This is a genomic window from Streptomyces sp. NPDC001843, from assembly GCF_042891955.1.
GTDB lineage: Bacteria > Actinomycetota > Actinomycetes > Streptomycetales > Streptomycetaceae > Streptomyces.
This window is the reverse complement of the sequence record NZ_JBIATQ010000002.1, coordinates 502,214-524,577: the sequence shown is the minus strand read 5'-3', so window position 1 is coordinate 524,577 and position 22,364 is coordinate 502,214. Positions and strand designations below refer to the sequence as shown.

Below are 22,364 nucleotides of genomic sequence, written 5' to 3'. Positions count from 1 at the left end.
CTGGTCGGCGGCCGGCGCGGCCGTGTCTTCCGGGGTCGGCATACGGCCGGTCCTTCCGTGGCTCGTCAGATGCTCAGTCGTGCCAGCCCGACGGCGCCCCGCGCGCCGTCGGCCACCCAGTCGAGGCTCAGGCCGAGGAGGCGCAGGCGGGCGGTGAGGGGTGCGGTCAGCGGGCCGTCCGGGCCGAGCAGGCCGCCGGTGGCGACGATCCGTTCGCGCGGGCGGGGGGCGAGGGCCAGGAGGGTGGCGGCGAGATGGGCGGCGGCCTCTTCGAGAAGCTCCTCGGCGACCGCGTCCCCGTCCCGGGCGGCCTCGGTCACCAGCGGCGCGAACCGGGCGAGGTGAACGGGCGGCGGGGCCATGACCGCGGGGAGCAGGTGCCTGCGGTAGGCCTCGCGACCGGCGCGGCTCCACGCGCCCGCCCCGGGCCGCGGCAGCACGTCCCCCGGCAGCCCCAGCGCCCGTCCCACCGACGCGGCCAGCACCGTCTCGCCACCCCTGCCGTCCGCCATCCTCAGCGCCGCGCGCACCGCGGCCCGCCCGAGCCAGAACCCGCTGCCGTCGTCGCCGAGCAGCCAGCCGTCGCCGCCCGCGGTCGCGGTGCACAGGCGCCGCGAGATCCGGGCCGCGACCGCTCCGGTGCCGGCCACGAGCGCGAGGCCGTCGGCGGGACTGCCCGGCGCGGCGGCGAAGGCGGCCTCGATGTCGCTGTAGACCTCGACCGACGCGGCCGTGATGCCCAGGCGTTCCAGTGCCGTCGTGAGGGCGGACCGCGCTCTGAGGCGGCCCGGCTCGTCCGCGGCGCCCCGGGAGGCGCCCGCGAATCCGCCGGCCACGGCCACCACGCGGCCGCGCCGTGGTTCCGGGACGGCCCGGCCGACCGCCTCGGCGAGGTGTTCGGAGAGCTGGGGCACCGGCACGGTCAGGGCGTTGCCCGGTCCCGCGGTGCCCTCGCCGAGCGGACGGCCGTCGTCCGCGGCCGCGAGGACGGCGCGCGTGCGGGTGCCGCCGGCGTCGAGGCCGACCACGAGATCCTGGTTCAAATCACTATTCATTGGCGACCATGGTGGTTGATACATTCGCGACAGACAAGGCCCGGCAGGTGCCTCGTGCCCGCGCGTCGCCGCGCACGCCCCGAGGAGGACCCATCAGTACTCCCCCCGCACTCCCGCCGCTCCGGTTCGGTGTCAACTACACGCCGAGGCGCGGCTGGTTCCACTCCTGGTACGACTTCGACGCCGGGCACGCACGCGAGGACCTGGCGCAGATCGCCGGACTGGGCCTCGACCACGTCCGGGTGTTCCACCTCTGGCCGCTCCTGCAGCCCAACCGCACGCTCGTCCGCACGGCCGCCGTGGACCAGCTGGCCCACCTGGTCGATCTGGCGGCCGAGGCGGGGCTCGACGTCCTCGTGGACGGCGTGCAGGGCCATCTGTCGAGCTTCGACTTCTACCCGGAGTGGACCCGCGGCGGGCACCACCGCAACGTGTTCACCGACCCGGAGGCAATCGAGGCGCAGGCCGTGCTCCTGCGCACACTCGGCCGCGCCCTCGCCGGCCGCCCGAACCTCATCGGGCTGCAACTCGGCAACGAGCTCGACAACCTGGTCGAGGGCAACCCGGTCACCGCGGCCGAGGTCGACCACTACCTCGCCACGCTGCTGGCCGCCGCCGCGGAGGGGCTCGGCGCGGCCGGCGGTCTGGTCACGCACTCCGCGTACGACGCCGCCTGGTACGGCGACGACCACCCCTTCACACCCGAGGCCTGCGCGCGCAAGGGGGACCTGACCACCGTGCACCCCTGGGTGTTCTCGGCGAACTGCGCCCGGCGCTACGGACCCCGCTCCCCGCAGGTGCACCATCTCGCCGAGTACGGCACCGAGCTCGCGACCGCCTACGCCGAGGATCCCGCCCGCCCGGTCTGGGTCCAGGAGACCGGTGCGCCCGAACCGCACATCCCCGCGGCGGACGCCCCGGAGTTCGCGCGCGCGACACTGCTGAACGCGGCCGGCTGCACGAACCTCTGGGGCGTGACCTGGTGGTGCTCCCACGACGTGGACCGCGGCCTCGCCGACTACCCGGAGCTCGAGTACACCCTGGGCCTGTTCGACTCGGCGGGCCGCGCGAAGCCGATCGCCGGGGCGCTCGCCGACACCGTCGCCGCGCTGCGCTCCGGGCCGCGCCCCGCACCGCCCCGGGAGACCGCCCTGGTCCTCGACTGCACTCCGGGCACGCGCTCCGTCTCCGGACCGGGCGGCGCGTACTTCGAGGCGTGGATGCGGCTGCGCACCGAGGGGGCACGCCCGGCGGTGGTCCTGGCCGAGCGCGCGGGCGACGGGGAGTACCTCGCTGAGCGGGGCATCACGGAGCTCGTGAGACTGCCGTGACGGCCGCCCGGATCAGCCGGCGCCCGCCACGGCCTCGGCCAGCGCCCGCAGATTGACCCGGCCGCGACCGTACGAGCACACAGTCCCGTCGCCGGGCTCGGGCAACCCGGTCGACGCCCGCACGGTGTCGGGCCGCCCGGCCAGCAGCAGGTCTCGCAGCCGCGCCTGCCAGGGGTGCAGCCGGGCGTCGCACACCGCGACGACCAGCGGGCGCCCCTCGGCGAGGCGGAGCACCTCCTCGGCGAAGCCCTCCGGGTCGGCGGGCTCCCGGGTGAGCGCCGTGCCCGTGGCGGTCGGATCGACGGCCCGCAGCTCGGCCGGCAGGTCCTCCCCGCCCCAGTTGAGCGCGGGGTGCGGCGGCGGGAACAGGTCGACGACATGGGCGCCCCGCACCGGCCGCGGCAGCGCTTGTGCGCGTACGGCGCGGCGCGCGGCCTCGCGGCCCGCCCCGTCGTCCCAGTCGCGGACGGCGGCCGAAGGAGCCGCGTACCGCTCGGCGAGCCGGCGTACCCGCCCCGCGGCCTCCGTCACCCGCTGCCGCGCCGGCGGGCCGGTCCGGATCGCGTCGAGCACGGCGTCCCGGCAGGCGAGGGTGGTCTCCAGGTCGGGTACGGCGACGATGACCTGGTCCGCTCCGGCGGCGAGGGCGAGCCGGGCGCCGGCCGCCTCGCCGTAGCGCCCGGAGATCGCCTTCATCTCCAGGGCGTCGCTGACCAGGACGCCGTCGAACCCGAGCTCGTCGCGGAGCAGCCCCGTGAGAATGCGCGGGCTGAGGGTGGCGGGGTGGTCCGGGTCGAGTGCCGGGAAGACGACGTGGGCGCTCATCAGCATCGGCACGCCCGCGTCGACGGCGGCCCGGAAGGGCGCGAGGTCGAGTTCCTGCCGCGGCCGTGGGTCCACCGCCGTGTCGTGGTGGCTGTCGGTGCGGGTGCCGCCGTGGCCGGGGAAGTGCTTGGCGCAGGACGCGATGCCGCGCGCTTCGGTGGCCGTGATCCAGGCCCGCAGGTGCCGGGCGACCAGCTCGGGTTCGGGACCGAAGCTGCGGGTGCGCACGATCGGGTTGTCCGGCCGGCCTTGGACGTCGGCGACGGGGGCGTAGGAAACGCTGATGCCGAGACCGGCCAGGTGTCCGGCCAGGGCGTCGGCGCAGCGTCCGGTGAGTTCCGGGTCGTCGGCGACGCCGAGCGCCCAGTTCCCGGGCACGTCGGGGGCGCCGGCCCGCACCAGGTGGCCGATGCCGCCTCCCTCGTTGTCGATGGCCACCAGCAGATCGGGGCGCAGCGCGCGCAGCGTGTCGGTGAGCTCACGGACCTGGGCGGCGTCCCGTACGTTGCGCGTGAACAGGATGACGCCGCCCAGCCCGCGGTCGATCAGCCGCTTGAGGGTGTCGGGAACGGTTGTGGTGCCGTCGAATCCCGCGACAAGACAGCGGTGCGCCGCCTCGTCCGACTCGGCGGACAGGGGCTCGGAGTGGGTCACCCCTGAAATCCTGTGGCTCGTTCAGCCGAAAGTCAACAGATCGATGGATTGATGATTCATGCCGTGTGGTGGGCGGACCTCCCGATCAGCGCGGGCCCTTTCCGATGAGGGAGTGGAGGTCGATCACGTCGGCCATCGCCTGGAGACCGGCGTCGTCGAAGTGGAGGTGGTCACCGGAGTCGTAGGCGGGCAGGATCCGGTCCGGGGCGTCGGGGTCGCGGACGGTGGCGTCGAAGTCGGCCACCGCGTCGAAGATGCCGCCGTGCCGGACCAGGTCGTTGACGGACTGCCGTATGGCTTCGCGGGCCGCGGTCCAGCCGCCGTTGCCGCCGTACGGGGTGACCGTGCCGCCGACGACGCGGATGCCGCGGGCGTGGGCGCGGGCCACGATCTGCCGGTAGGCGGCCGCGAAGGCAGCGGGATCGGTCTGGTTGGGGTTGCCCTTGATGTCGTTGATGCCCTCCATGACGATCACGGCGCGTACGCCGCTGCGCGAGAGCACGTCGGCGTCCAGCCGGGACAGGGCGCTGGGTCCGGTGCCGTCCAGCAGCACCCGGTTGCCCGCGATTCCGGCGTTCAGTACGCCGAGGCGTTCGCGCGGCGGCAGTGCGCGCAGACGGGCGGCGAGCCGGTCGGGCCAGCGGTGGTTGGCGCTCGAGGTCGACCCGGAGCCGTCGGTGATCGAGTCGCCGAGCGCGACGACGCTGCCGACGGCCCGCGCGCCGAGCACGTCGACGCCGGTCAGGTAGTACCAGGAACTGGTGGTCGCGCTGTACGCGGTGCCGTCGTCGTCCGCCGTGTGGTCGCCGTCCGGGGCGAGGAACGACGTCTGCAGGGCGGAGCGGTGGTACGTCGCCGGGCCCGAGTCGTGGGGCGTGTACAGGCTGACCAGGAGGTTGGCGTCCGAGGGCACCCGCAGCGGGACAGGATCGCTCACCGCGTCCTCACCCGCCGGGACCTCGGCGGAGGCGGCGCCGCCGAAGGTGACCTGGCGTACCGTCCCGGCCACCGCGTCCGAACTCTTCGGGGCGCCGGCCTTCTGTACGGCGACCGTCACGGCGCCGAGTTCGAGCGGCGCCGCGCCGAGCCGGTTGGACACCCGGATCCGGGCCGCGCGGCCCCCGACGCTGGTGTGGACGACGTTGCGCACCGACTGGCCCGGGAGCTGGGTGGTGGTGGCGGACGCGGCGGCCTCCCAGGTGCCGGTCCAGCCTTGCCGGCCGGTTGCGTGGTGGTGGCCCGGCGTGGCCGCGCTCGCGGGCGGCGGCACGAGCGCCAGGGCGAGTGCGGCCGCGAGAGCCGTCAGTAAGTACGGGATGGCGCCTCTGCGCATGGGATGCCGTCCTTCCGGTCGGAGGTCACAAGGAGCCCGGGAGTGGGGGCGCGATCGCAGGCAACCCCAATACATCCGATGAGTCAAGGAGTTGTGTCGGAGTTGTCGATCTGAACACGGAGCTCAACCGCCCAACAATGCGGCAAAGCAGAGAGGTTGAGCTTATTGACAGGCACACGAAGGGTCCCTAGGTTCGCCGATACACCCGATGTATCGACGATCCGTCAGCTCTGGAGGACAACGATGACCTCGCAGCAGGAGAGCCGTTCACCGGTCCCCCGCAGAGCCGTGCTCGGCACCGCCCTCGGCGGAGCGGCGGCCGCGGCCCTGCCCGGAACGGCCCACGCCGAACAGCCCTCGGCGGTGGTGCGATCGGCCGGCGCAGGGGCCGGGCGTGCCTGGAAACTCCGCGACACGATGACCACAGACGGCGCCTGGGACCGGTTCCTGCGCGGACAGGACCTGCTGTGGACCCGGCTGCCCACCCTCTGGCACGAGGGCCCCTTCCTCGGCGACGGGCTGCTCGGCAGCATGGTCTACCAGGAACCGGGCGCCAACCAGATCCGCTTCACCGTCCAGCACGGCCGTGTCCAGGACCACCGGCCGGAGTTCGGCAGCGGCTGGGGCACATGCCGTCTGCCTGTCGGGCACCTCACGCTGGAACCGGCCGGCACCATCACCGCCGTCGACTGGCGTCTGAGCCTGTGGAACGCGGAGCTGACCGGCACCGTCACCACCACCGCGGGCACCCTCACCCTGTCCGCCCTCATCCATGACGAGGTCTTCGCCGCCCGTGTGAGGGCCGACGGCGGCGAACGGGTCACCTGGACGTTCCATCCGGAGGAGGCCGTCAGCCCCCGGCACATCAGCGAGGCCCCGCCCGCCGGCTACACCGCCAACCCACCCTGGACCACCCGGACCGCCGACGACGGCACCGAGCAGGTGCTCCAGTCCCTCACCGGCGGCGGCCAGACAGCCACCGCGTACCGACGCACCGGCCACGAGCTGCTGCTCGGCGTCGGACACAGCTCGCCCTCCGGCACCGCCGCCGAGGCCGACTCACTGCGCAACCTCCGGCGGGCCGCGTCGTACGGCGCTCTCAGGCGACGGCACACTCGCTGGTGGCACGAGTTCTACCGGAAGAGCTTCGTGTCGTTCCCCGACCAGCGGCTGCAGAGTTTCCACTGGATCCAGCTCTACAAGGTCGCCTCCGCGAGCCGCGCGGGCGGTCCCGTCATGGCCACCTCCGGACCATGGCTGGAGCCCACACCCTGGCCCGCGGTGTGGTGGAACCTCAACGTCCAGCTGGAGTACTGGCTCATCCACGGCTTCAACCACCCGGAGCTCGACTCGCTCGCCACCACCCTGCGGCAGAACCAGGAACAGCTCATCGCCAACGTGCCCGCCGCCTACCGCGCGGACAGCGCCGGCATCGGCCGCAGTTCCGACATGTTCACCGACCGTGGGGTGGGCAGGCCGGGCACCGGCGCCGAGACCGGCGACCTCACCTGGGCGCTGCACAACGTGTGGCTGTCCTACCGGCACTCCATGGACAAGTCCCTGCTGCGGGACACGATCTACCCGGTGCTGCGCCGGGCGATCAACTACTACCTCCACTTCCTCACCCCGGGCAGCGACGGCAGGCTGCACCTGCCGAGCACACTCTCGCCCGAATACCCCGTCGTGCCGCCGCAGGACACCAACTACGACCTGGCCCTGATCCGCTGGGGTTGCCGGACACTCCTGGAGTCCGCCGAACTGCTCGGCATCGACGACGAGTTGAGGCCGCGCTGGCAGGAGGTACTGGCCAGGCTCACACCGTATCCGGTCGACGACAACGGCTTCATGATCGGCGCGGACACCCCGTACGCGCAGTCCCACCGGCACTACTCGCACCTGCTGATGGTGTACCCGCTCCACCTGGTCAACTGGGACCAGCCCGAGAGCCGCGACCTGATCTCGAAGTCGGTGGCCCACTGGCATGCGCTGACCGGCGCCCACCGGGGCTACAGCTACACCGGCGCCGCCTCGATGTACGCGATGACAGGCGACGGCGACACCGCGCTCACCTATCTGCGGAAGTTCTTCGACCCGACCACCCGCTACCCCTGCCGCGCCAACACGCACTACACCGAGGCCGGTCCGGTCATCGAGACACCACTGTCCGCCTCGCAGTCCCTGCACGACATGTTCTGCCAGAGCTGGGGCGGTGTGATCCGCGTCTTCCCGGCCGTCCCGTCCGCCTGGGCGGACGTCACCCTGCACGACTTCCGCACGCAGGGCGCCTTCCTGGTCAGCGCCGTGCGCAAGGCGGGCAAGACCCGGTTCATCCGGATCAGAAGCCTGGCGGGCGAACCGCTGGCGCTCCGGCACGGCCTCGGCGGAACCCTCACCGTGCTGCTGGACGACGGAACCCCGGCCCGCACCCACGACCTCGGCGACGGCACCCTCGCCATCGACCTGCCCAAGGGCCGGGAGGTGCTCGTCCACTCGGGCGCCCGGCCCGACCTCGTCGTCGCACCAGTCTCCGTCAGCGAACCAGGACCGGCCTGGGGTCTGCCGTAACCCGCTCGAACAGGTGCGACCATGAAGACATGACGCAGGTGCCGATTATCGATCGAACGCTCTTGCACTCACCCGAAATCGACTCAACAGAGGGGCAGTAGTCCAAGACACCAGCTTCGTGGCACAAGTCGTGGGTACCATCCGGCACAACACAACACCTACAAGGAAGGTGAGCTGCCATGGATGGTGAGAGCGCCAGCACCCCGATCCGGAGCAGGTACGCACAACAGGTCTCCGCCGACCTGGAGAAGAACCGCGCGGCACAACAGGAACTCGACGAGCAGATCGCGGATCTCCAGCAGCGGCTGGAGCAGCTCCGGGCGGACGAGAAGTGGCTCAGCGGCATCCGGGAGTCCCTGCCCGCCACCGAGCAGCAGGACACCGCGTCCGACTCCGCCGCGGTGGAAGGATCAGCGGAGGAAGCAGCTGTCCCCCAACCGAGGAAGGAACAGCCCCAAAGCCCGGCTCCCGCACGGAAGAGGTCCGCCCAGCCACGCGGTAAGGGCGGTAAGAAGGCCGCTCCGGCAAAGCCTGTTGCCAAGGCTCCGGCCAAGGCGGCGGAGAAGAAGCCGGCCGCGAAGAAGACGGCCGCGAAGAAGACGGCCGCGAAGAAGACCGCTGCCGCCAAGACCGCCCCGAAGGCAGCCGGAGAGCCCGTTCTGGGCGATCTCCTCAAGGACATCCTGGACCGCCACGCCGGTCAGCCGCGCACGGCCGGTGAGGTCCGTGACGAGCTGGAGGAGCGGCACCCCGAGCGCGCCCGGGATGTCAACGTCGTGCGCAACACCCTCGAACGCCTTGTCGCCAAGAGCGTCATCGAGCGGGCACGGCAGAAGCGCACCGTGCTCTACACCAGCGCCGGGAACGCGGAATCGGCCGCCCAGGCACCGGCCGTCGAGGCGGACGAGGCCGGCGCCGACAAGGCCGCCGCATCGGCGTAGCGCACAGTCGGTCCCGCCGGGATGTGTGCGGTGTGAAGGGCGGTGCCCTCGCCGCACGCGCCCGGGCCCGGATCGGGACCCCGTCCGGTGGTCGGCAGCGGACACGGACCGCTGTCACCCACCACCGTCGAGGTCGGTGCACTGCCGCAGCACCCGCAGCTCGTCACCGGCGAACCGCATCTCGTACAGCTTGCCCCGCGCGTCGTCGAACGGACGGTGCACGATCATCATCAGCCGGCCGTCGAAGGTGTGGAACAGCATGCCGTGACCGCTGTCGTCCCGGAGCAGTGGCCGGCGCTGCCGCCATGGCCCGGTGAGCTCGCCCGACTCGGAGACGGCGTAGGTCTGCACATAGCCACCGCCGATGGTGCCGTCCTGGCCGGCGACGTTCTTCTCGTACGTCGACCACAGCAGGAGCAACGAGCCGTCAGGGGTCCGGTACAGCTGCGGGCCGTCGGTGACATAGGGCGGGAGCTGATGCGGTACACCGCCGGGGATCTGCTCGCCGAGCCAGAACGCGTCCGAGGCCTTGAAGAGGAAAACCGGTTCTCCGACGGCCCGAGACAGGTCCGGAGCCAGCCGGATCGCCTCCATGGTTCCGTCGACGGTCTGCAGCCATTCGTGCGCGTACACCATCCAGGGCTGCCCGGAGGGGTCGACGTAGAGCGTTCCGTCCAGGGTCATGAGGTGCTGGGGCGGGGTGGGGCGTGACGAATCGACGACGGTGAAGGGCCCCAGCAGCGAGTCGGACACGGCCGTGACTGTGCCGCGCATGTGGTTCGAGAGGCGGAACGGCGTGCCATAGTGGCCGGGTGGTGGTACCGGCAGCGGCCGGTCCTCGTTGTGCAGGGTGGTGAACAGGTAGTACCTGCCGTTCCATGCGTGCACTTCCGGTGCCCAGCCGCCGTCGCTGCCCCACAGCTCCTGCTGCTCGGCGGCCAGGAAGACCACGCGGGGGCGTGTCCAGTGGCGCAGGTCCTGGCTGCGGTAGACCATCGTGCCGATGCCGTCCACACCCGACACGGACGGGTCGTTGGACGTGTAGAGGTGATAGGTACCGGTCCGGTCGTCGGCGACGACGAAGGGGTCGTGCAGCGGCATGTCGGGAAGCCGCATCGGTTCGATCTCGGTTTCGGCCACGGTCGAGAGCATAGGCGGACGCGTTGCCGCTGACCGGTGGCAACGGCAACGGCAACGGCAACGACGTCGTACAGCTCCTGACGGTATGCCCGAGCTTCCGCGCCCGGGCGGAACCGCCTAGCCTCGGCGCGCCGACGGATCGTGGGCGGTGCCGTCCCGGTCCTCATCGGGCAGCCGCCCGGAACCGGTGGACGCGGCGGCTGTGCCGGGTGCCGCTTCCTCGGCCCGGTCGCCGTGTCCCGGCCACCAGGCGGCGTGGCCGATGAGTGCGGTGAGGCTCGGGGTGAAGAACATCGCCATGACGAACGCGGCGACCGCGATGCCGGAGGAGACGGCGAAACCCATCTCCGTGAGAAGCGAGTTGCCCGCCAGCATCATCGTGGCGAAGGTCGCCGCCAGGATGAAGCCCGCCGCGGCCACGGTCGGCCCGGCGTGCCGGAGCGCCATGCCGGCCGCCTCCCGCGGTTCACGGCCCTCACGGGCCTCCTCGCGGAGCCGGGCGATCATCAGGATGTTGTAGTCGGTGCCGATGGCGACCACGAACAAGTACATGATCACCGGGAGCATGAACATCAGACCCGAGTGACCCTGTCCTTCCTGGAAGATCCACACGGTGGCGCCGAGGGTGGCGCCGAACCCGAGGCCCACCGAGGCCATCAGGTACAAGGGGGCCACCACGCTGCGCAGCAGCAGACCCAGGATGACCATGATCAGGGCGGCGGCGACGGGGAAGACCGTCCGGTAGTCGTGGTTGACCGCTGCGTTGATGTCCTTGTAGATCGAGGACATGCCGCCGACGAGGGCCTCCGTGCCGTCAGGAGCGTCGGAGTGTGCGACGTCGCGCACCCTGCCCACCGCGTCGATGGCCTTGTCCGTCGACGCCTCGTACTTGAGGGTGACGGTGAAGTCCGCGGTGGTGCCGGCCTGGTTCACCTGGGTCATGCGGGCGCTCGCCACACCGTCCACCGCGCCGAGTTTGCTCGCGTACGCGTCGAAGGCGGACTTGTCCAGCGGCTTGCCGTCGGTGCTGGACAGGTAGACGTCGGTGGGCGCGGCGGCGCCCGCCGAGTACGCCTTCTGCATCTCGTCCTGGACGACCATGGACTCCTTGGTCTTGGGCATGGAGCCCGAGGCCAGATCGAAGGTCGCCTTGTAGCCGAACGTACCGAGGGACAGCACGACCAGGACGAGGCCGGAGACCACGGCGGTCAGCGCCGGGCGGCGCTGCACACCACGGCCGAGGGCGGCGAAACGGGCGCCTTCCGGCTCGCGTTGCCAGGACTTGGAGGGCCAGAACACCTTGGGCCCGATGAGCGAGACGACGGCCGGGATCAGCGTCAGGCCCGCGACCAGGGTGGCCGCGACCGCGATGGCGAGTGCCGGGCCCATCTGCTTGAGGAAGCCCAGCGTGGACAGCACCAGCGCGAGGAAGGCGATGATGACCGCTCCGGCGGCCGAGGCGATGGCCTCGCCGACCCGCCCCACCGCGTTGACCATGGCCTGCTTGTGGTCGTCGCCGGCACGCAGCCGTTCACGGTAACGGAACATCAGGAAGAGGAAGTAGTCCGTACCGACACCGAAGAGCACGACGATCAGGATCGACGAGATCGAACTGTTGGCCTGGAGGTCGAACAGCTTCGTGGCATATGCGATCAGCCCGTTGGCGATGGCGGACACCAGGCCGATCAGGACCAGCGGCAGCACGGCCAGGATCGGCGCCCGGAAGATGATCAGCAAGGTGACCAGGATGATCACGAAGGTGCCGATGCCGATCAGCGCCTGGCCGCGCTTGGACGAGTCCTGCTGGTCGAGGGCCTGCGCGGCGGAGCCGCCGAGTTTGACGTCCAGGTGCGTGCCCTTGGCCAGCTGCTTGACGTCGTCGCGCAACACCTTGGCGGCGTCGGCCTGTTTGGGCTGGCCGGCGTTCTTGCTGTCCATCTGGACCAGGGTCAGGGCGTACCTGCCGTCCTTGGACGGCTGGCCGGGGACGACCTTCTGCACCTGGTCGATGTGCTTCTTGCCCAGTTCGGAGGTGATCCGGGCGATGTCCTTCTTGTCGGCGGCGGTCAGTTCGCCGCCGTCGGTGCGGTGGTACAGCGCGATCGCGGACGGGGTGAAGGCGCTGGGGAACGCCTTCTCCTGTAACTGCGCCGCTTTGATCGACTCGTAACTCTTGGGCAGGAAACTGCTCTCGTCGCTGTTCGAGGGAAGGCTCGGCGCGGTCGCGACGATCGCCACCGCAGCGATCAGCCATGCCACGATCGTCCAGACGGGATGTCGGACGACTGCGTTCCCTATGCTTCGGAACATGCGGGGGGTCCTCCTGGGTAGGAAGATCACCGCAGCCCGGGGAGCGGACCCCGGCATCGGCGACCCCGACCGGCCCTCAACTCGTCGGGCCGGTCGAATGGTTGTCTTGAGACCCGATCGTACCGGCCGTCACGTGTACGCTGAACGCGATTTGATCTCGGCGGAGTTGGGGCTGATCTCGTGGAACTCTTCTTCACCGGGCAGGTGATCGAATGGCGTGGTCCGTCGCCGTACTACTTCGTCGCCGTGCCGGACGAGCAGTCCGCCGACATCCGCGAGGTGGCCGTGACGGCCACCTACGGCTGGGGCGTGATTCCCGTCGAGGCCCGGATCGGCGGGAGCGTCTTCACCACATCGCTCTTCCCCAGGGACGGCCGCTATCTGCTGCCGCTGAAAACGGCCGTCCGCAAACCGCAGAGCCTGTCGGCGGGCGACGAGGTGTCGGTGGAGATGACCATCCGCCTCTGACTTCACGGCACATCAGTGCACTTCAGTCCACTTCAGTGCACGGAGAAACCACCGTCGACGAAGACCGACTGGCCGGTGACGTAGGCGGAGGCTCGGCCGGCCAGGAACACCGCGGCGCCGGCGAAGTCCTCGGCAAGGCCGTTGCGTCCGACCAGGGTGCGTGCCGCCAGCGCCGTCACCCTCTCGGGGTCGGACGACAGGCGGGTGTTCAGCGGTGTCATGACGAACCCCGGCACGAGGGTGTTGCAGGTGACGCCGTACGGGGACCAGGCCTCGGCCTGGGAGCGGGCCAGCGACTCCAACGCGCCCTTGGAGACGCCGTAGGCGCCGCTTTGGACGAAGGCCCGGTGCGCCTGCTGGGAGGTGATGTGGATGATCCGCCCGAAGCCCCGTTCGGCCATGCCGGGCCCGAACCGCTGTCCCAGCAGGAAGGGCGCTTCCAGGTTCACCGCCATCGTGGTGTCCCACACCTCCTCCCCCAGCTCGCCCATCGGGGGCCGCAGATTGATTCCGGCGGAGTTGACGAGGATGTCCGGCTCGCCGAACGCCGCGGTGATCCCCTCGGCCGCCGCGCGCACGCCGTCGCGGGTGCTCAGATCGGCGCCGACCCAGGCAGCCCGGCAGCCGTCCGCCGCCAACTCATCGACGGTGGAGGCCAGTTCCGCCTCCTTTCGGGCTACGACCACCACGCTCGCCCCGGCGTGCGCGAGTGCTCCGGCGATGGCCCGGCCGATGCCGGAGCTGCCGCCGGTGACCGCGGCGACCAGCCCGTCGAGCGAGAACAGTTCGGAGAGGTAGGTCTGCGACGTCATTCACGCACCCTAGACGACGCGCCGCGACCACAGCATGCCGCGACCAGAGCGCTTGTCCTAGTCGGAGTTCTCCCAGACCAGCACACCGGGGCCATCGGGTGTCACCACAGGGACCCATGCCTCGTCGATCTCGGCCGACCGGGATTCGTCGAGGACCAGCCGGGCAGGGAACAGGTCATCGCGGTTGCGGGAGCCGTAGATGTCGAGGGCGACCGCGGTCCGCAGCCGGTCCAGCAGCCCCTGGGGCCAGTCCAGCCCTCTGGCCCCCTGGCCCTTCAGTTCCCCGACGAAGATCTCCCGCAGTTCCTCGTCCAGGTGCTGTCCGAACACGGGGATCAGGTAGCCCTCCTGTGCGTAGGCGACGCAGCCGACCCCGCCTCCCTGCACCTGGTAGACCACGCCGGTCTGCGCCGCCACGATCACGTACACCCAGCCCTGGTCCGAGCCCGTGCCGTCGGGATCGAGCAAGACGTATCGCCGGTCGTCGTCCGCGTCAGCCATGAACAGCAGGGTGGCACACGGTTCGGCGGGCTACGGCGTCCTGCGGCCGACGCCCGCGTACACCCAGTACTCGGACGGGTCGTCGGGGACGTGGTCCTCCGGTCCCGGGCGCCACAGGGGTACGTGGACCAGGCCCGGCTCCACGAGACGGAAGCCATCGAAGAAGCCGAGGATCTCGTCGCGGGACCGGGCCGTCACCGGAGAGCTGGCCCGCGAGCGGTACAGCTGCCCCACGGCCGCCGCCGTCCGCGGGCGGTCCTGGTTCGTGGCGTGGGTCATGGCCAGCCAGCCCTCACCGGGCAGTGCGTCGCGGAAGGCGGCCACGATGCCGGCCGGGTTCTCCTCGGGCGAGACGAAGTGCAGGATCGTGATCATCAGCACGGCCAAGGGCTGATCGAAGTCGATGAGCCCCCGCACCTGCGGAGCGGACAGTATGTCGGCAGGCCGGCGGATGTCGGCGTTGACGATGTCGGCGTCCGGGTTGTCGGCCAGCAGCGACGCGCTGTGCGCCACGGCCACGGGGTCGTTGTCGACGTAGACGACCCGGGCCCCGGGGCTGACCGCCTGCGCCACCTCGTGGACGTTGCCCTGGGTGGGTATGCCGGAGCCCAGGTCTATGAACTGGCGCACCCCGGCCTCGAGGAGGAAGCGGACGGCCCGGCCCAGGAAGGCGCGGTTGGCCCGCGCGAGCATCCGGACCTGGGGGTCGATGGCCGTGAACGCGGCAAGCGCCTCCCGGTCTATGGCGAAGTTGTGCTGCCCGCCCAGCATGGCGTCGTACATGCGGGCGACACTCGCCTTGTCCGGATCGATCCCCTCCGGGAGATCCTCAACAGTGGACACAGCAACTCCCCTGTCACTCGGCGATCTTGACTCACCATCATATAGTGGACCGACGGTGTGGCGAGGTGTCCGTCCTCTGCCACGCACGACGCGGCCCCATCCGGAAAGGCACGACCCTGCGGAACGAAGCGCGTGGACACCCCCACGAGATGCCCTCGGCCGTATCCACCGATGTGTCCCCCGCAGGGCCCTCCCCCCGGCGGTCCTTCTTCTCCTCGGCGGCCGAGGACATCGGCTCGGAGCTCGATCTGCGGCTGACCGGCGGTCATGTCGTCCAGGCGCTGACGCCGGGGTTCTGCGACGCGGCGTCGGTCTACCTGCTGGAGCGCTGGCTGCAGGGGGAGAACAGCTCGGTGTCCGCGGACCCGCCGCAGTTCGAGGCCCGCCGCCTCGCGATACGCGTGGGCTCGGACACCGCCGACGACTGGGAGCCGCTGCTGCCGCTCGGGGAAGTGATCGTCTTCCCGCGCGAGACCCCGTACGCGCGCGCTCTCGCCACCCGGCGCACCCAACTGCTCGACGCCGTCGACACGCACACCTCGGAGCGGCTCGGCTCGCTTAACGACGACGAGGGCCGTCTCGAGAACCTGCTGAACACGGTCTCCTTCCTGGTGGTTCCCCTGCATCTGGCGGACGTCGCCGTGGGATTCATCGCCTGCACGCGAGGGCCGGCGCGGGCTCCGTTCGCGGCCGGGGACGCCGTGGCCGTGGAGAGGCTGGCGGCGCGTGTCTGTGTGGCGCTGGACAACGCGCGCCGCTACGAGCGGGAGCGCCGCACGGCGCTGGCCATCCGCGGCAGCCTGCTGCCCGCCGCCGCACCCGAGTTCCCGGGCTGCCGGATCGCCCACGGTTATCTGCCGGCCGGAGACGGCGACATCATCGGCGGTGACTGGTTCGACGTCCTGCCCCGGCCCGGAGGGCGGATCAGCCTCGTCGTCGGGGACGCGATGGGCCACGGCCCGGAGGCGGCGGTCGCCATGATCCAGCTGCGCACCGCCGTCCGCGCCCTGGCGGGGCTCGACATGCCTCCGGTGGACCTCATGCGCCGGCTCGACGCGCTTGCCTGTGACACCCCGGGGGCGTCCTTCGCGACCTGTGTCTACGCCGAATGGGACGCGCGGCGGCGCCTGTGCACCCTGGTCGGCGCCGGGCACCCTCCCCCGCTGATCCGTGGCCCGGACGGGCGCTCCACCCCCGTCACGCTCACCAGTGCGGGCCTGCCCCTGGGACTCGGAGCGGGCACCTACGAGGCCACCGTGCTGCACGTGCCGGAGCCGGCGCTGCTCGTTCTCTACAGCGACGGCCTGGTCGAGTCCCGTCAGACGGACATCGACCAGGGAATCGCCCGGCTCGCGCTCGCCCTGGACTCGGCCACGACCACCACCACCCACAGCCAGGAGTCGCTGCACGCGCTGTGCCGGCGACTGCTGCACACCCCGAGCACCCCGGCCGGGAGGGACGACCGGACGCTGCTGCTCGCCGCGTTGCAGCCGGTTTCAGAACATCCGGCAAACCTGCACACCGCTCCCTGACCGGCCACAGGGCGCCTGAACAGCCCTCAAGAGCGCTTCGGCGGACGGCGGTTTTGCGCGGGAGTGTCCCATCCGGGGGCCGATGGCCGCGCTCGCTCATGCACCCCCGTCGCAGGCCGTGTGAAGGAGTCGGCGGGTACGGTCACCGCCTCCTCACTCCGGTGAAGGCGGAACTCGCCGTGTGCGCCGCTCGCGCCCCGTGCGACTCGCCGTCCCCTGGTGGGCGTGCTTTGATCCTTCGCGTGGCGCAGGTCACCGAAGCCGATCCCGTCACCGGGACCCGAGCGGTGGACCGAGCCGCGCAAGAAGCACCTATGCGAAGGGAACAGCACCTCATGAACCTCGCCCCCCGGGTGGAGACGGCCGTGATCTCCGACGCCGACCTGGACAACATCTCCGGTGGTAACTCGGCCGGCGGCTCCGGCGGTCTCCACGTCGAGACGCCCGTCGCCGACCTCTGCGCCGATGTCCTGGCTGTGGCCTCGCCCGAGGGTGTCGCTGCCGGCGGGTTCCTCAACGCCTCCGCCGGCTGACGGCGACGTCTCGCCTCCACGGGCCCCGGATCGTCCGATCCGGGGCCCGTCCGGTTCGGGCGGCGACGGCGGTCAGGTGAGGGGCAGGCCCCAGCGGGGCGCGTCCCCGTTCGGGCTCACGGGTGCGACGGTCAGGTCGGGCCGGTCGCCCTTCGCCGTGATCAGCGCCGACTCCCCCTTGCGCAGGACGATCCGCAGGGCGCCGTCGCCGGCGTCGGCGTGCCGCAGGGGACGGCCCCGCCCGTCCCGTACGTCGACCGGCCCCGCGATCCCGTGCCGTACGACGCAGGGCGCGCCCGCCTCGCTGACCAGCCGCACCCAGTGAGTGGTGCCGCCCCGGCGGACCGCGCTCAGCAGGAAGGCACCCTGGGTACGGAAGTGATGGACGGTCAGGTCGGCCCAGGCGGTGGGCAGCGCCGGGAAGACCCTGATGATCCCGCCCCAGGACTGGCAGATCATGTCGTGCAGGGACTGCGCCGCCGACAGCGGGGTCTCGATGACCGGACCGGACTCCTGGTACATGGTGTTCGGCCGGATGAAACGGGTCATCAGCTCACCGAGGTACTTCAGCGCGTCCTCACCCTTGCCCAGCAGCGCCGACATCGAGGCGGCGCCGGTGAAGGTGTAGCCCTGCAGGGCGCCCTCGAAACCCACCCAGTGCGCCAGGGATCTCTCGATCAGGGCGCGTTCGTCGGGGGTGCGGCCGGTCACCTCGTACAGCGGGTAGACCGCGAGCAGATGCGAGTAGTGACGGTGGGACTTCGCGAAGGGGATGTCCGCGCCGATCATGAAGCCGTTCCCGTCCGTCGGATAGGGCGCCCGTCTGGTCAGCACTTCACGCCAGCGGGGGGCCAGCGGGTCGTCGACGCCGAGGAGTTCGGCGGATTCGAGGAGCGTTCGGCAGCCCCAGGTCAGGAGCATGAGGTCGTAGTTGCAGTCGCGTGAGTCGCCGCCGTACTCCGGGGAGAAGGTGGCGGGCAGGTGCAGTCTGCCGTCCGGGCCGGGCTCGAGGAAGTGCAGGTAGTAGTTGATCGCCTTGCGCAGCAGGGGGAAGAGGACGTCCCGGAGGACCGACTCGTCCATGGTGTGCCGGTAGCTGAGCCAGACGTTGTGCAACGCCCAGGTGAGGTTGCCGACTTCGGGGGTCGGCGGGTCCTGGCCGGGGATGCCGACGCCGTAGCCCGTGAGCGTGCCGGCCGCGCCGTTGACCAGGTGGGGGTCGGTGGTGCGGGGGATGCCGAGCGAGTCGACGCGGTAGGGCTGCGCCACCTCCTTGGCGAGGTTGTCCCTGAACTCACCGAGCGCCCGGGTGATCGCGTCGAGTTCGAGGTGGTTGGAGCCGTGGACGAGCCAGTACTCCAGTTGGGCGTTGAGGTTCCACCAGGTGTTGGGCCACGGGGTGGGTTCCAGCCAGGGGCCGCTCGTCGCCATCACGGGGGCGTCGCGGCGGGCGGCGGAGGCGGCCTTGTAGAGCTGGATCCAGTAGAAGCGCTGGATCCGGGCGTCGGGCACGGACAGAAAGCTCTTGCGGTAGTAGGAGTGCCACCAGGCGCGGTGGCTCACCGCCAGCGCGGAGTAGGAGAGTTGGGCGGTGCTGCGGATCGTCTTCAGGGCCCGGCCCAGGGCCGTGGTGCGCGGGTAGGAGTGCGCGACGTGCACATACAGCGTCCGTGTCCGGCCGCTGCCGCGTTCCCGCCACGCGGTGACGTGCTGCCCGCCCGCCAGCAGCGGTTGCACGGCGGCGGTCACACCGTGGTGGTCGGCGACCTCGGCGGGCGGGTTGCCCTGGTAGCCGTCCGGCAGCGGCTTGAAGGCGGCGCGCGGGCTGATGGCGTCCGCGGGGTGGAACACCCACCGGAACCGGCGCTCGCCTTCACTGGGCGTGACCTCCACGGCGAGTACCGAGCGGTCGTTGTGCACCAGGGCGCGCAGGGTCAGAGTGCCCTTGTCGGTGGTGAGGGTGCCGGTCAGCTCGGCGTCGTGCAGCGCGAGCCGCCAGTCGAGGCCGGTGATCGTGCCCACCGGCTCCAGGGTGAAGTACCCGATCGGCAGCCGGGCCAGACCGAAGAGGGAGCCGAACTCCGGCCGGTGGTCCTGGACTTCGGAGTGCTGGATGTTGAAGCGTACAGCCTTCGACGCGGCGTTCGGCTCGGCGTAGATCCCCGATCCGAGGAAGCCGTTGCCGAGGAACGGGCCCTCGTACCAGGCGGCCGGCATCCGCTGCCAGACCAGATCGGCGTCGTCCAGGACAGTGCGCCAGGGGTCCGAGGGGTGCGCGGCAGGCTCGGCACGGTCGGCCGCCGCAGCCGGCGCGGGCAGCCTCGAAGCGAGCAGCGTACCGCCCAGGGCGGAACCGGTGGTGAGGACGGTACGTCTGGACGGGCTGGGCACGATGCCTCCCGGCGGCTCGGTGATTCATCGGAGCTATACCGTGTTGCAACGTAGAGACGCGACTGGTGCACGTCAACATGGCGAGATAGCTCGGACGTATGGGCGTGGCTCTTATTCCTCGAACCGGGTCGCCCCCGAAACAGCCACTGCCCTGCGCCGACGGTGCAACGACCCACCCGCCACACAGGAATCACAAAGTCCGATGAGGTGATTGACGCGAACATGGCCACCCCCTACTTTCTGATCGGTCCACCGAACTCCGTTCGGAATCTCGTCCATTGGAGCCCGCATGACTCCCCGCCCCCACCCCACCCGCCGACACGTCCTCGGCATGGCCGCCGCCGCTCCGCTGGCCGTGACCGGTGCACTGACCCTGGGCGCCGGCACCGCCCGCGCCGCCGACTCGGCGTACGTGATGTGCTACTTCACCGAGTCGACCTCGCTGGGTGAGGGCAGCGACTACGGCCTCCACCTGGCCGTCAGCACCGACTCGCTCAACTGGACACCGCTGAACCAGAACAACCCCGTGGTCACCCCGACCGAGGGCGCGCTCGGGCTGCGCGACCCGTTCATCCTGCGCAGGCAGGACGGCACCTTCGTCGTCCTGGCCACCGACCTCAAGGGCACCGACTGGAGCTACGTCAGCCAGTACATCCATGTCTGGTTCTCCACCGACCTGCGCACCTTCACCGGCTACCACCGGCTGAAGCTGCACGACATGAACACCCACTGCTGGGCACCCGAGGCGTTCTGGGACGCGGGCCGCGGTCAGTACGCGGTCATCTACTCGGCCGTCGACGACAGCGGTCACAACGTCATCATGGTCAACTACACCACCGACTTCGTCACGGCGTCGGCCCCGCGGGTCTTCTTCGATCCGGGCTACGACGTGATCGACGGCGACATGGCCGTGGGCGTGAACGGCGTCAACTATCTGTACTTCAAGAAGAACCAGACGCTCGTCGGCGCCCGGTCGACCTCGCTGAACCCGGGCAGCTTCACCGAGTTCACCACCGGTGTCGCTCATGGCGGCACCGAGGCTCCGACCCTGGTCAAGTCCCTGACGTCCAGCACCTGGTACCTGTGGGGCGACACCTACACGCCCAACGGCGTCTTCTACGCGTGGCAGACCGCGGACCTCGCCTCCGGCACCTGGACCGCCCTCGACCAGAAGACCTACACCCAGCCGCTCAACTCGAAGCACTGCGGCATCACCACCATCAGCGCGACGCAGTACGACAACCTGATCGCCAAGTGGGGCGCCCCGACCTGGAACAGGCTCAAGTCGTACAACTACCCGGCGCGTTACGTCCGCCACTCCGACTTCGTGGGCCGCGTCGACGAGTACCCCCTCGACCCGCCGACCGACTCCCAGTGGAAGCTCGTCCCCGGCCTGGCCGACAGCAACGGGGTCTCCTTCCAGTCGGTCAACTACCCGACCCGCTATCTGCGGCACTACGACTACCAGCTGCGACTCGACGTGAACGACGGCACGTCGACGTTCGCGGCGGACGCCACGTTCCACCGGACGGCGGGCCTGGCCGACGCGAGCTGGTCGTCCTTCCGCTCCTACAACAACCCGACCCGCTACATCCGCCACCACGACTACGTCCTGCGCATCGACCCGGTCGCGACGGCCACCGAGAAGCAGGACGCGACCTTCCGCGTCGGATACTGACCGGCATCCACGGGCTCGGGCAGGGGGCCGGGCGCCCAGGACAGGAACCCATGCGGCGGATACCGGCGAAAAGGAGTCGCGTGGTGGTGCTCCCCCCGCTCAAGGGGTAGGGATACCTGCCGGGCGGAGCGGGCCGCCCAGGCGGACCGGGACGCCCGGGGAGTACAGCACGCTGACCGGCGCCTCATGAGGTGTGGGCAGGCCCGCGGCCGCGAGCAGGTTCTCCTCGCAGGCGAGCAGCTCGGCGCGGTACAGGGGCCAGCGGGGGGGTGGTTGGGCAGATAGGACGCTCCGCCGAAGAACGAGTTGTGCATGCCCCACCGGGCGGTGAGGAAGTGCTCCAGCTCCGTGGGCCGCGCGATCCGTTCGCCCCTGCGCACGGTGACGCGGCTGTGAGCGCCGCGCGGGCCGGGCCACCGGCGGGAGCTCGTGTAGGTCACGGTGTCACCGGCGGTGCGGACCCTCATCCGGGACCAGAGATAAGGCAGCCGGAAGCCGATCCGCCCCATCACCACGGGGATCAGCCGTGAAGCGTCCATCGACCGGAAGACGACACCGCGCCGGCCGTGCGCGTCGACCGAGTACAGGCGCACATTGGTCTCCGGGAAGGAGCCGAGGTACGGCACGCCGGGCAAACCCAGCCATCCGACCCTGTGCATCCGGAAAGCGACGAGTCCCATGTACGTCACCCCGTCGCACACGTCGGGCACGGTTCCACCGGGCAGGAGCCCGTCCACGGCTTCCGGTGCGACGGCCCAGTGGACGAAGCACAGGTCGAGCCACTGCTGGGTGAGGAGCGGGGCTCGTACGACCGCTGGGGCGTCCGGAGTGATGGGGGTCGGCTGCTGCACGGTGCCAGGATGGCAGAGGCGTCGGCGGCGACGGCTACCCGTCGGAGCGGGTGGCGCCGAAGTAGGTCTCGTGGGACCAGATGTGGGTGCACGACGGGCACTGCAGATGGAGCAGGCTGCCGGTGTTCGACAGCAGGTAGCGCCAGTGCGCGGAACAGGTACGCCCCTGCTCGCACGCGGCGCACCCGTGCCAGTCGTCGCAGTTCGGGCAGTCCACCCAGGCCCGCCGCCCGATGTCGGCCTGCGGATCAAGTGGCAGCATGGCCGCCCCCTCGCGCCGGGAGCACGCCGGCCGACACCAGTTCGTCGTACAGGCGCTGCTGCTCCTCGCTCAGGCCGGAGTACAGCAGCTCGTACGCTTCCTCCTCACCGCGCAGCGCCGCCGCGGGATCCCAGTCGGTGCCGAGGGCGGACATGACATGGGTGCGCCGGAGCATCTCGTGCGCGCTCAGGTCGACGGCGAATTCGACCGGTGCGGGGGTACCGGGTCGGTCTACGGAGGACATGCGACCGAACGTAGGAAGCCTTCCCTGCTCCCGGCAAGAGCAGGTGGGGGAAGTCACAGGCGCCTCGCGTGGCACGAAAGCCTCCTGGGACACAA

At 70.8% G+C, this 22,364-nt stretch carries 18 protein-coding genes and 1 pseudogene; 7 read left to right on the top strand and 12 right to left on the bottom strand.

Annotation, left to right across the window (positions count from 1 at the left end; genetic code table 11):
• Window positions 1-65: 65 nt before the first annotated feature.
• Window positions 66-1,055, bottom strand: coding sequence for an N-acetylglucosamine kinase (locus tag ACFYZQ_RS07730; RefSeq protein WP_389142820.1), 990 nt, complete (start codon window positions 1,053-1,055; stop codon window positions 66-68).
• Between the two features lie 8 nt (window positions 1,056-1,063).
• Between ACFYZQ_RS07730 and ACFYZQ_RS07725 the strand changes: the two genes are divergently transcribed.
• Entirely contained in the window at window positions 1,064-2,386 is a 1,323-nt protein-coding gene (locus tag ACFYZQ_RS07725; RefSeq protein WP_389142817.1) for a glycosyl hydrolase, read from the top strand.
• 12 nt (window positions 2,387-2,398) lie between these two features.
• On the opposite strand, the gene ACFYZQ_RS07720 is transcribed toward ACFYZQ_RS07725, so the two are convergent.
• Together ACFYZQ_RS07720 and ACFYZQ_RS07715 are read right to left on the bottom strand one after the other, a co-directional pair.
• Window positions 2,399-3,865 (bottom strand): glycoside hydrolase family 3 N-terminal domain-containing protein, encoded by a 1,467-nt coding sequence (locus tag ACFYZQ_RS07720; protein ID WP_389142814.1) that lies wholly within the window; start codon window positions 3,863-3,865, stop codon window positions 2,399-2,401.
• 85 nt (window positions 3,866-3,950) lie between these two features.
• Window positions 3,951-5,198: an SGNH/GDSL hydrolase family protein gene (locus ACFYZQ_RS07715; RefSeq protein WP_389142811.1), complete on the bottom strand. Its 1,248-nt coding sequence runs from the start codon at window positions 5,196-5,198 to the stop codon at window positions 3,951-3,953.
• 243 nt (window positions 5,199-5,441) lie between these two features.
• Between ACFYZQ_RS07715 and ACFYZQ_RS07710 the strand changes: the two genes are divergently transcribed.
• A complete protein-coding gene (locus ACFYZQ_RS07710) occupies window positions 5,442-7,763 on the top strand; it encodes a Tat pathway signal sequence domain protein (protein WP_389142809.1) in 2,322 nt (773 codons plus the stop codon).
• A 179-nt stretch (window positions 7,764-7,942) separates the two neighbouring features.
• A complete protein-coding gene (locus ACFYZQ_RS07705; RefSeq protein ID WP_389142806.1) occupies window positions 7,943-8,704 on the top strand; it encodes a hypothetical protein in 762 nt (253 codons plus the stop codon).
• Window positions 8,705-8,818: 114 nt separating this feature from the next.
• On the opposite strand, the gene ACFYZQ_RS07700 is transcribed toward ACFYZQ_RS07705, so the two are convergent.
• Window positions 8,819-9,856, bottom strand: a complete 1,038-nt coding sequence (locus ACFYZQ_RS07700) for a glycoside hydrolase family 43 protein (RefSeq protein ID WP_389142803.1) — start codon at window positions 9,854-9,856, stop codon at window positions 8,819-8,821.
• Between the two features lie 105 nt (window positions 9,857-9,961).
• Window positions 9,962-12,154: an MMPL family transporter gene (locus ACFYZQ_RS07695; RefSeq protein WP_389142800.1), complete on the bottom strand. Its 2,193-nt coding sequence runs from the start codon at window positions 12,152-12,154 to the stop codon at window positions 9,962-9,964.
• 180 nt (window positions 12,155-12,334) lie between these two features.
• On the opposite strand from ACFYZQ_RS07695, the gene ACFYZQ_RS07690 reads away from it, so the two are divergent.
• Window positions 12,335-12,622, top strand: coding sequence for a DUF1905 domain-containing protein (locus tag ACFYZQ_RS07690; RefSeq protein ID WP_389142797.1), 288 nt, complete (start codon window positions 12,335-12,337; stop codon window positions 12,620-12,622).
• Window positions 12,623-12,654: 32 nt separating this feature from the next.
• On the opposite strand, the gene ACFYZQ_RS07685 is transcribed toward ACFYZQ_RS07690, so the two are convergent.
• From ACFYZQ_RS07685 to ACFYZQ_RS07675, 3 genes are read right to left on the bottom strand one after another with little or no spacing between them, the layout of a single operon-like run.
• On the bottom strand, window positions 12,655-13,434 hold the full coding sequence (locus tag ACFYZQ_RS07685; RefSeq protein ID WP_389142795.1) for an SDR family NAD(P)-dependent oxidoreductase: 780 nt from the start codon (window positions 13,432-13,434) through the stop codon (window positions 12,655-12,657).
• A gap of 57 nt (window positions 13,435-13,491) precedes the next feature.
• Window positions 13,492-13,935, bottom strand: a complete 444-nt coding sequence (locus ACFYZQ_RS07680; protein WP_389142792.1) for a DUF6210 family protein — start codon at window positions 13,933-13,935, stop codon at window positions 13,492-13,494.
• 30 nt (window positions 13,936-13,965) lie between these two features.
• Entirely contained in the window at window positions 13,966-14,718 is a 753-nt protein-coding gene (locus ACFYZQ_RS07675) for an SAM-dependent methyltransferase (protein ID WP_389143241.1), read from the bottom strand.
• Window positions 14,719-14,927: 209 nt separating this feature from the next.
• Between ACFYZQ_RS07675 and ACFYZQ_RS07670 the strand changes: the two genes are divergently transcribed.
• Complete coding sequence (locus ACFYZQ_RS07670) at window positions 14,928-16,310, top strand: PP2C family protein-serine/threonine phosphatase (RefSeq protein ID WP_389142790.1); 1,383 nt, start codon at window positions 14,928-14,930, stop codon at window positions 16,308-16,310.
• A 335-nt stretch (window positions 16,311-16,645) separates the two neighbouring features.
• A complete protein-coding gene (locus ACFYZQ_RS07665; RefSeq protein WP_389142787.1) occupies window positions 16,646-16,843 on the top strand; it encodes a hypothetical protein in 198 nt (65 codons plus the stop codon).
• Between the two features lie 72 nt (window positions 16,844-16,915).
• On the opposite strand, the gene ACFYZQ_RS07660 is transcribed toward ACFYZQ_RS07665, so the two are convergent.
• Complete coding sequence (locus tag ACFYZQ_RS07660; protein ID WP_389142784.1) at window positions 16,916-19,234, bottom strand: Tat pathway signal sequence domain protein; 2,319 nt, start codon at window positions 19,232-19,234, stop codon at window positions 16,916-16,918.
• A gap of 289 nt (window positions 19,235-19,523) precedes the next feature.
• On the opposite strand from ACFYZQ_RS07660, the gene ACFYZQ_RS07655 reads away from it, so the two are divergent.
• Window positions 19,524-20,912: a glycoside hydrolase family 43 protein gene (locus ACFYZQ_RS07655; RefSeq protein WP_389142782.1), complete on the top strand. Its 1,389-nt coding sequence runs from the start codon at window positions 19,524-19,526 to the stop codon at window positions 20,910-20,912.
• A gap of 99 nt (window positions 20,913-21,011) precedes the next feature.
• Here ACFYZQ_RS07655 and ACFYZQ_RS07650 read toward each other — a convergent pair.
• The 3 genes and pseudogenes from ACFYZQ_RS07650 to ACFYZQ_RS07640 form a co-directional block, all read right to left on the bottom strand.
• Window positions 21,012-21,763, bottom strand: a pseudogene (locus ACFYZQ_RS07650) (YqjF family protein).
• 34 nt (window positions 21,764-21,797) lie between these two features.
• Window positions 21,798-22,025, bottom strand: a complete 228-nt coding sequence (locus ACFYZQ_RS07645; RefSeq protein ID WP_389142779.1) for a hypothetical protein — start codon at window positions 22,023-22,025, stop codon at window positions 21,798-21,800.
• Window positions 22,012-22,269: a DUF6400 family protein gene (locus tag ACFYZQ_RS07640; RefSeq protein WP_389142776.1), complete on the bottom strand. Its 258-nt coding sequence runs from the start codon at window positions 22,267-22,269 to the stop codon at window positions 22,012-22,014. Before ACFYZQ_RS07640 ends, ACFYZQ_RS07645 begins: the two co-directional genes overlap by 14 nt.
• Window positions 22,270-22,364: the final 95 nt, after the last annotated feature.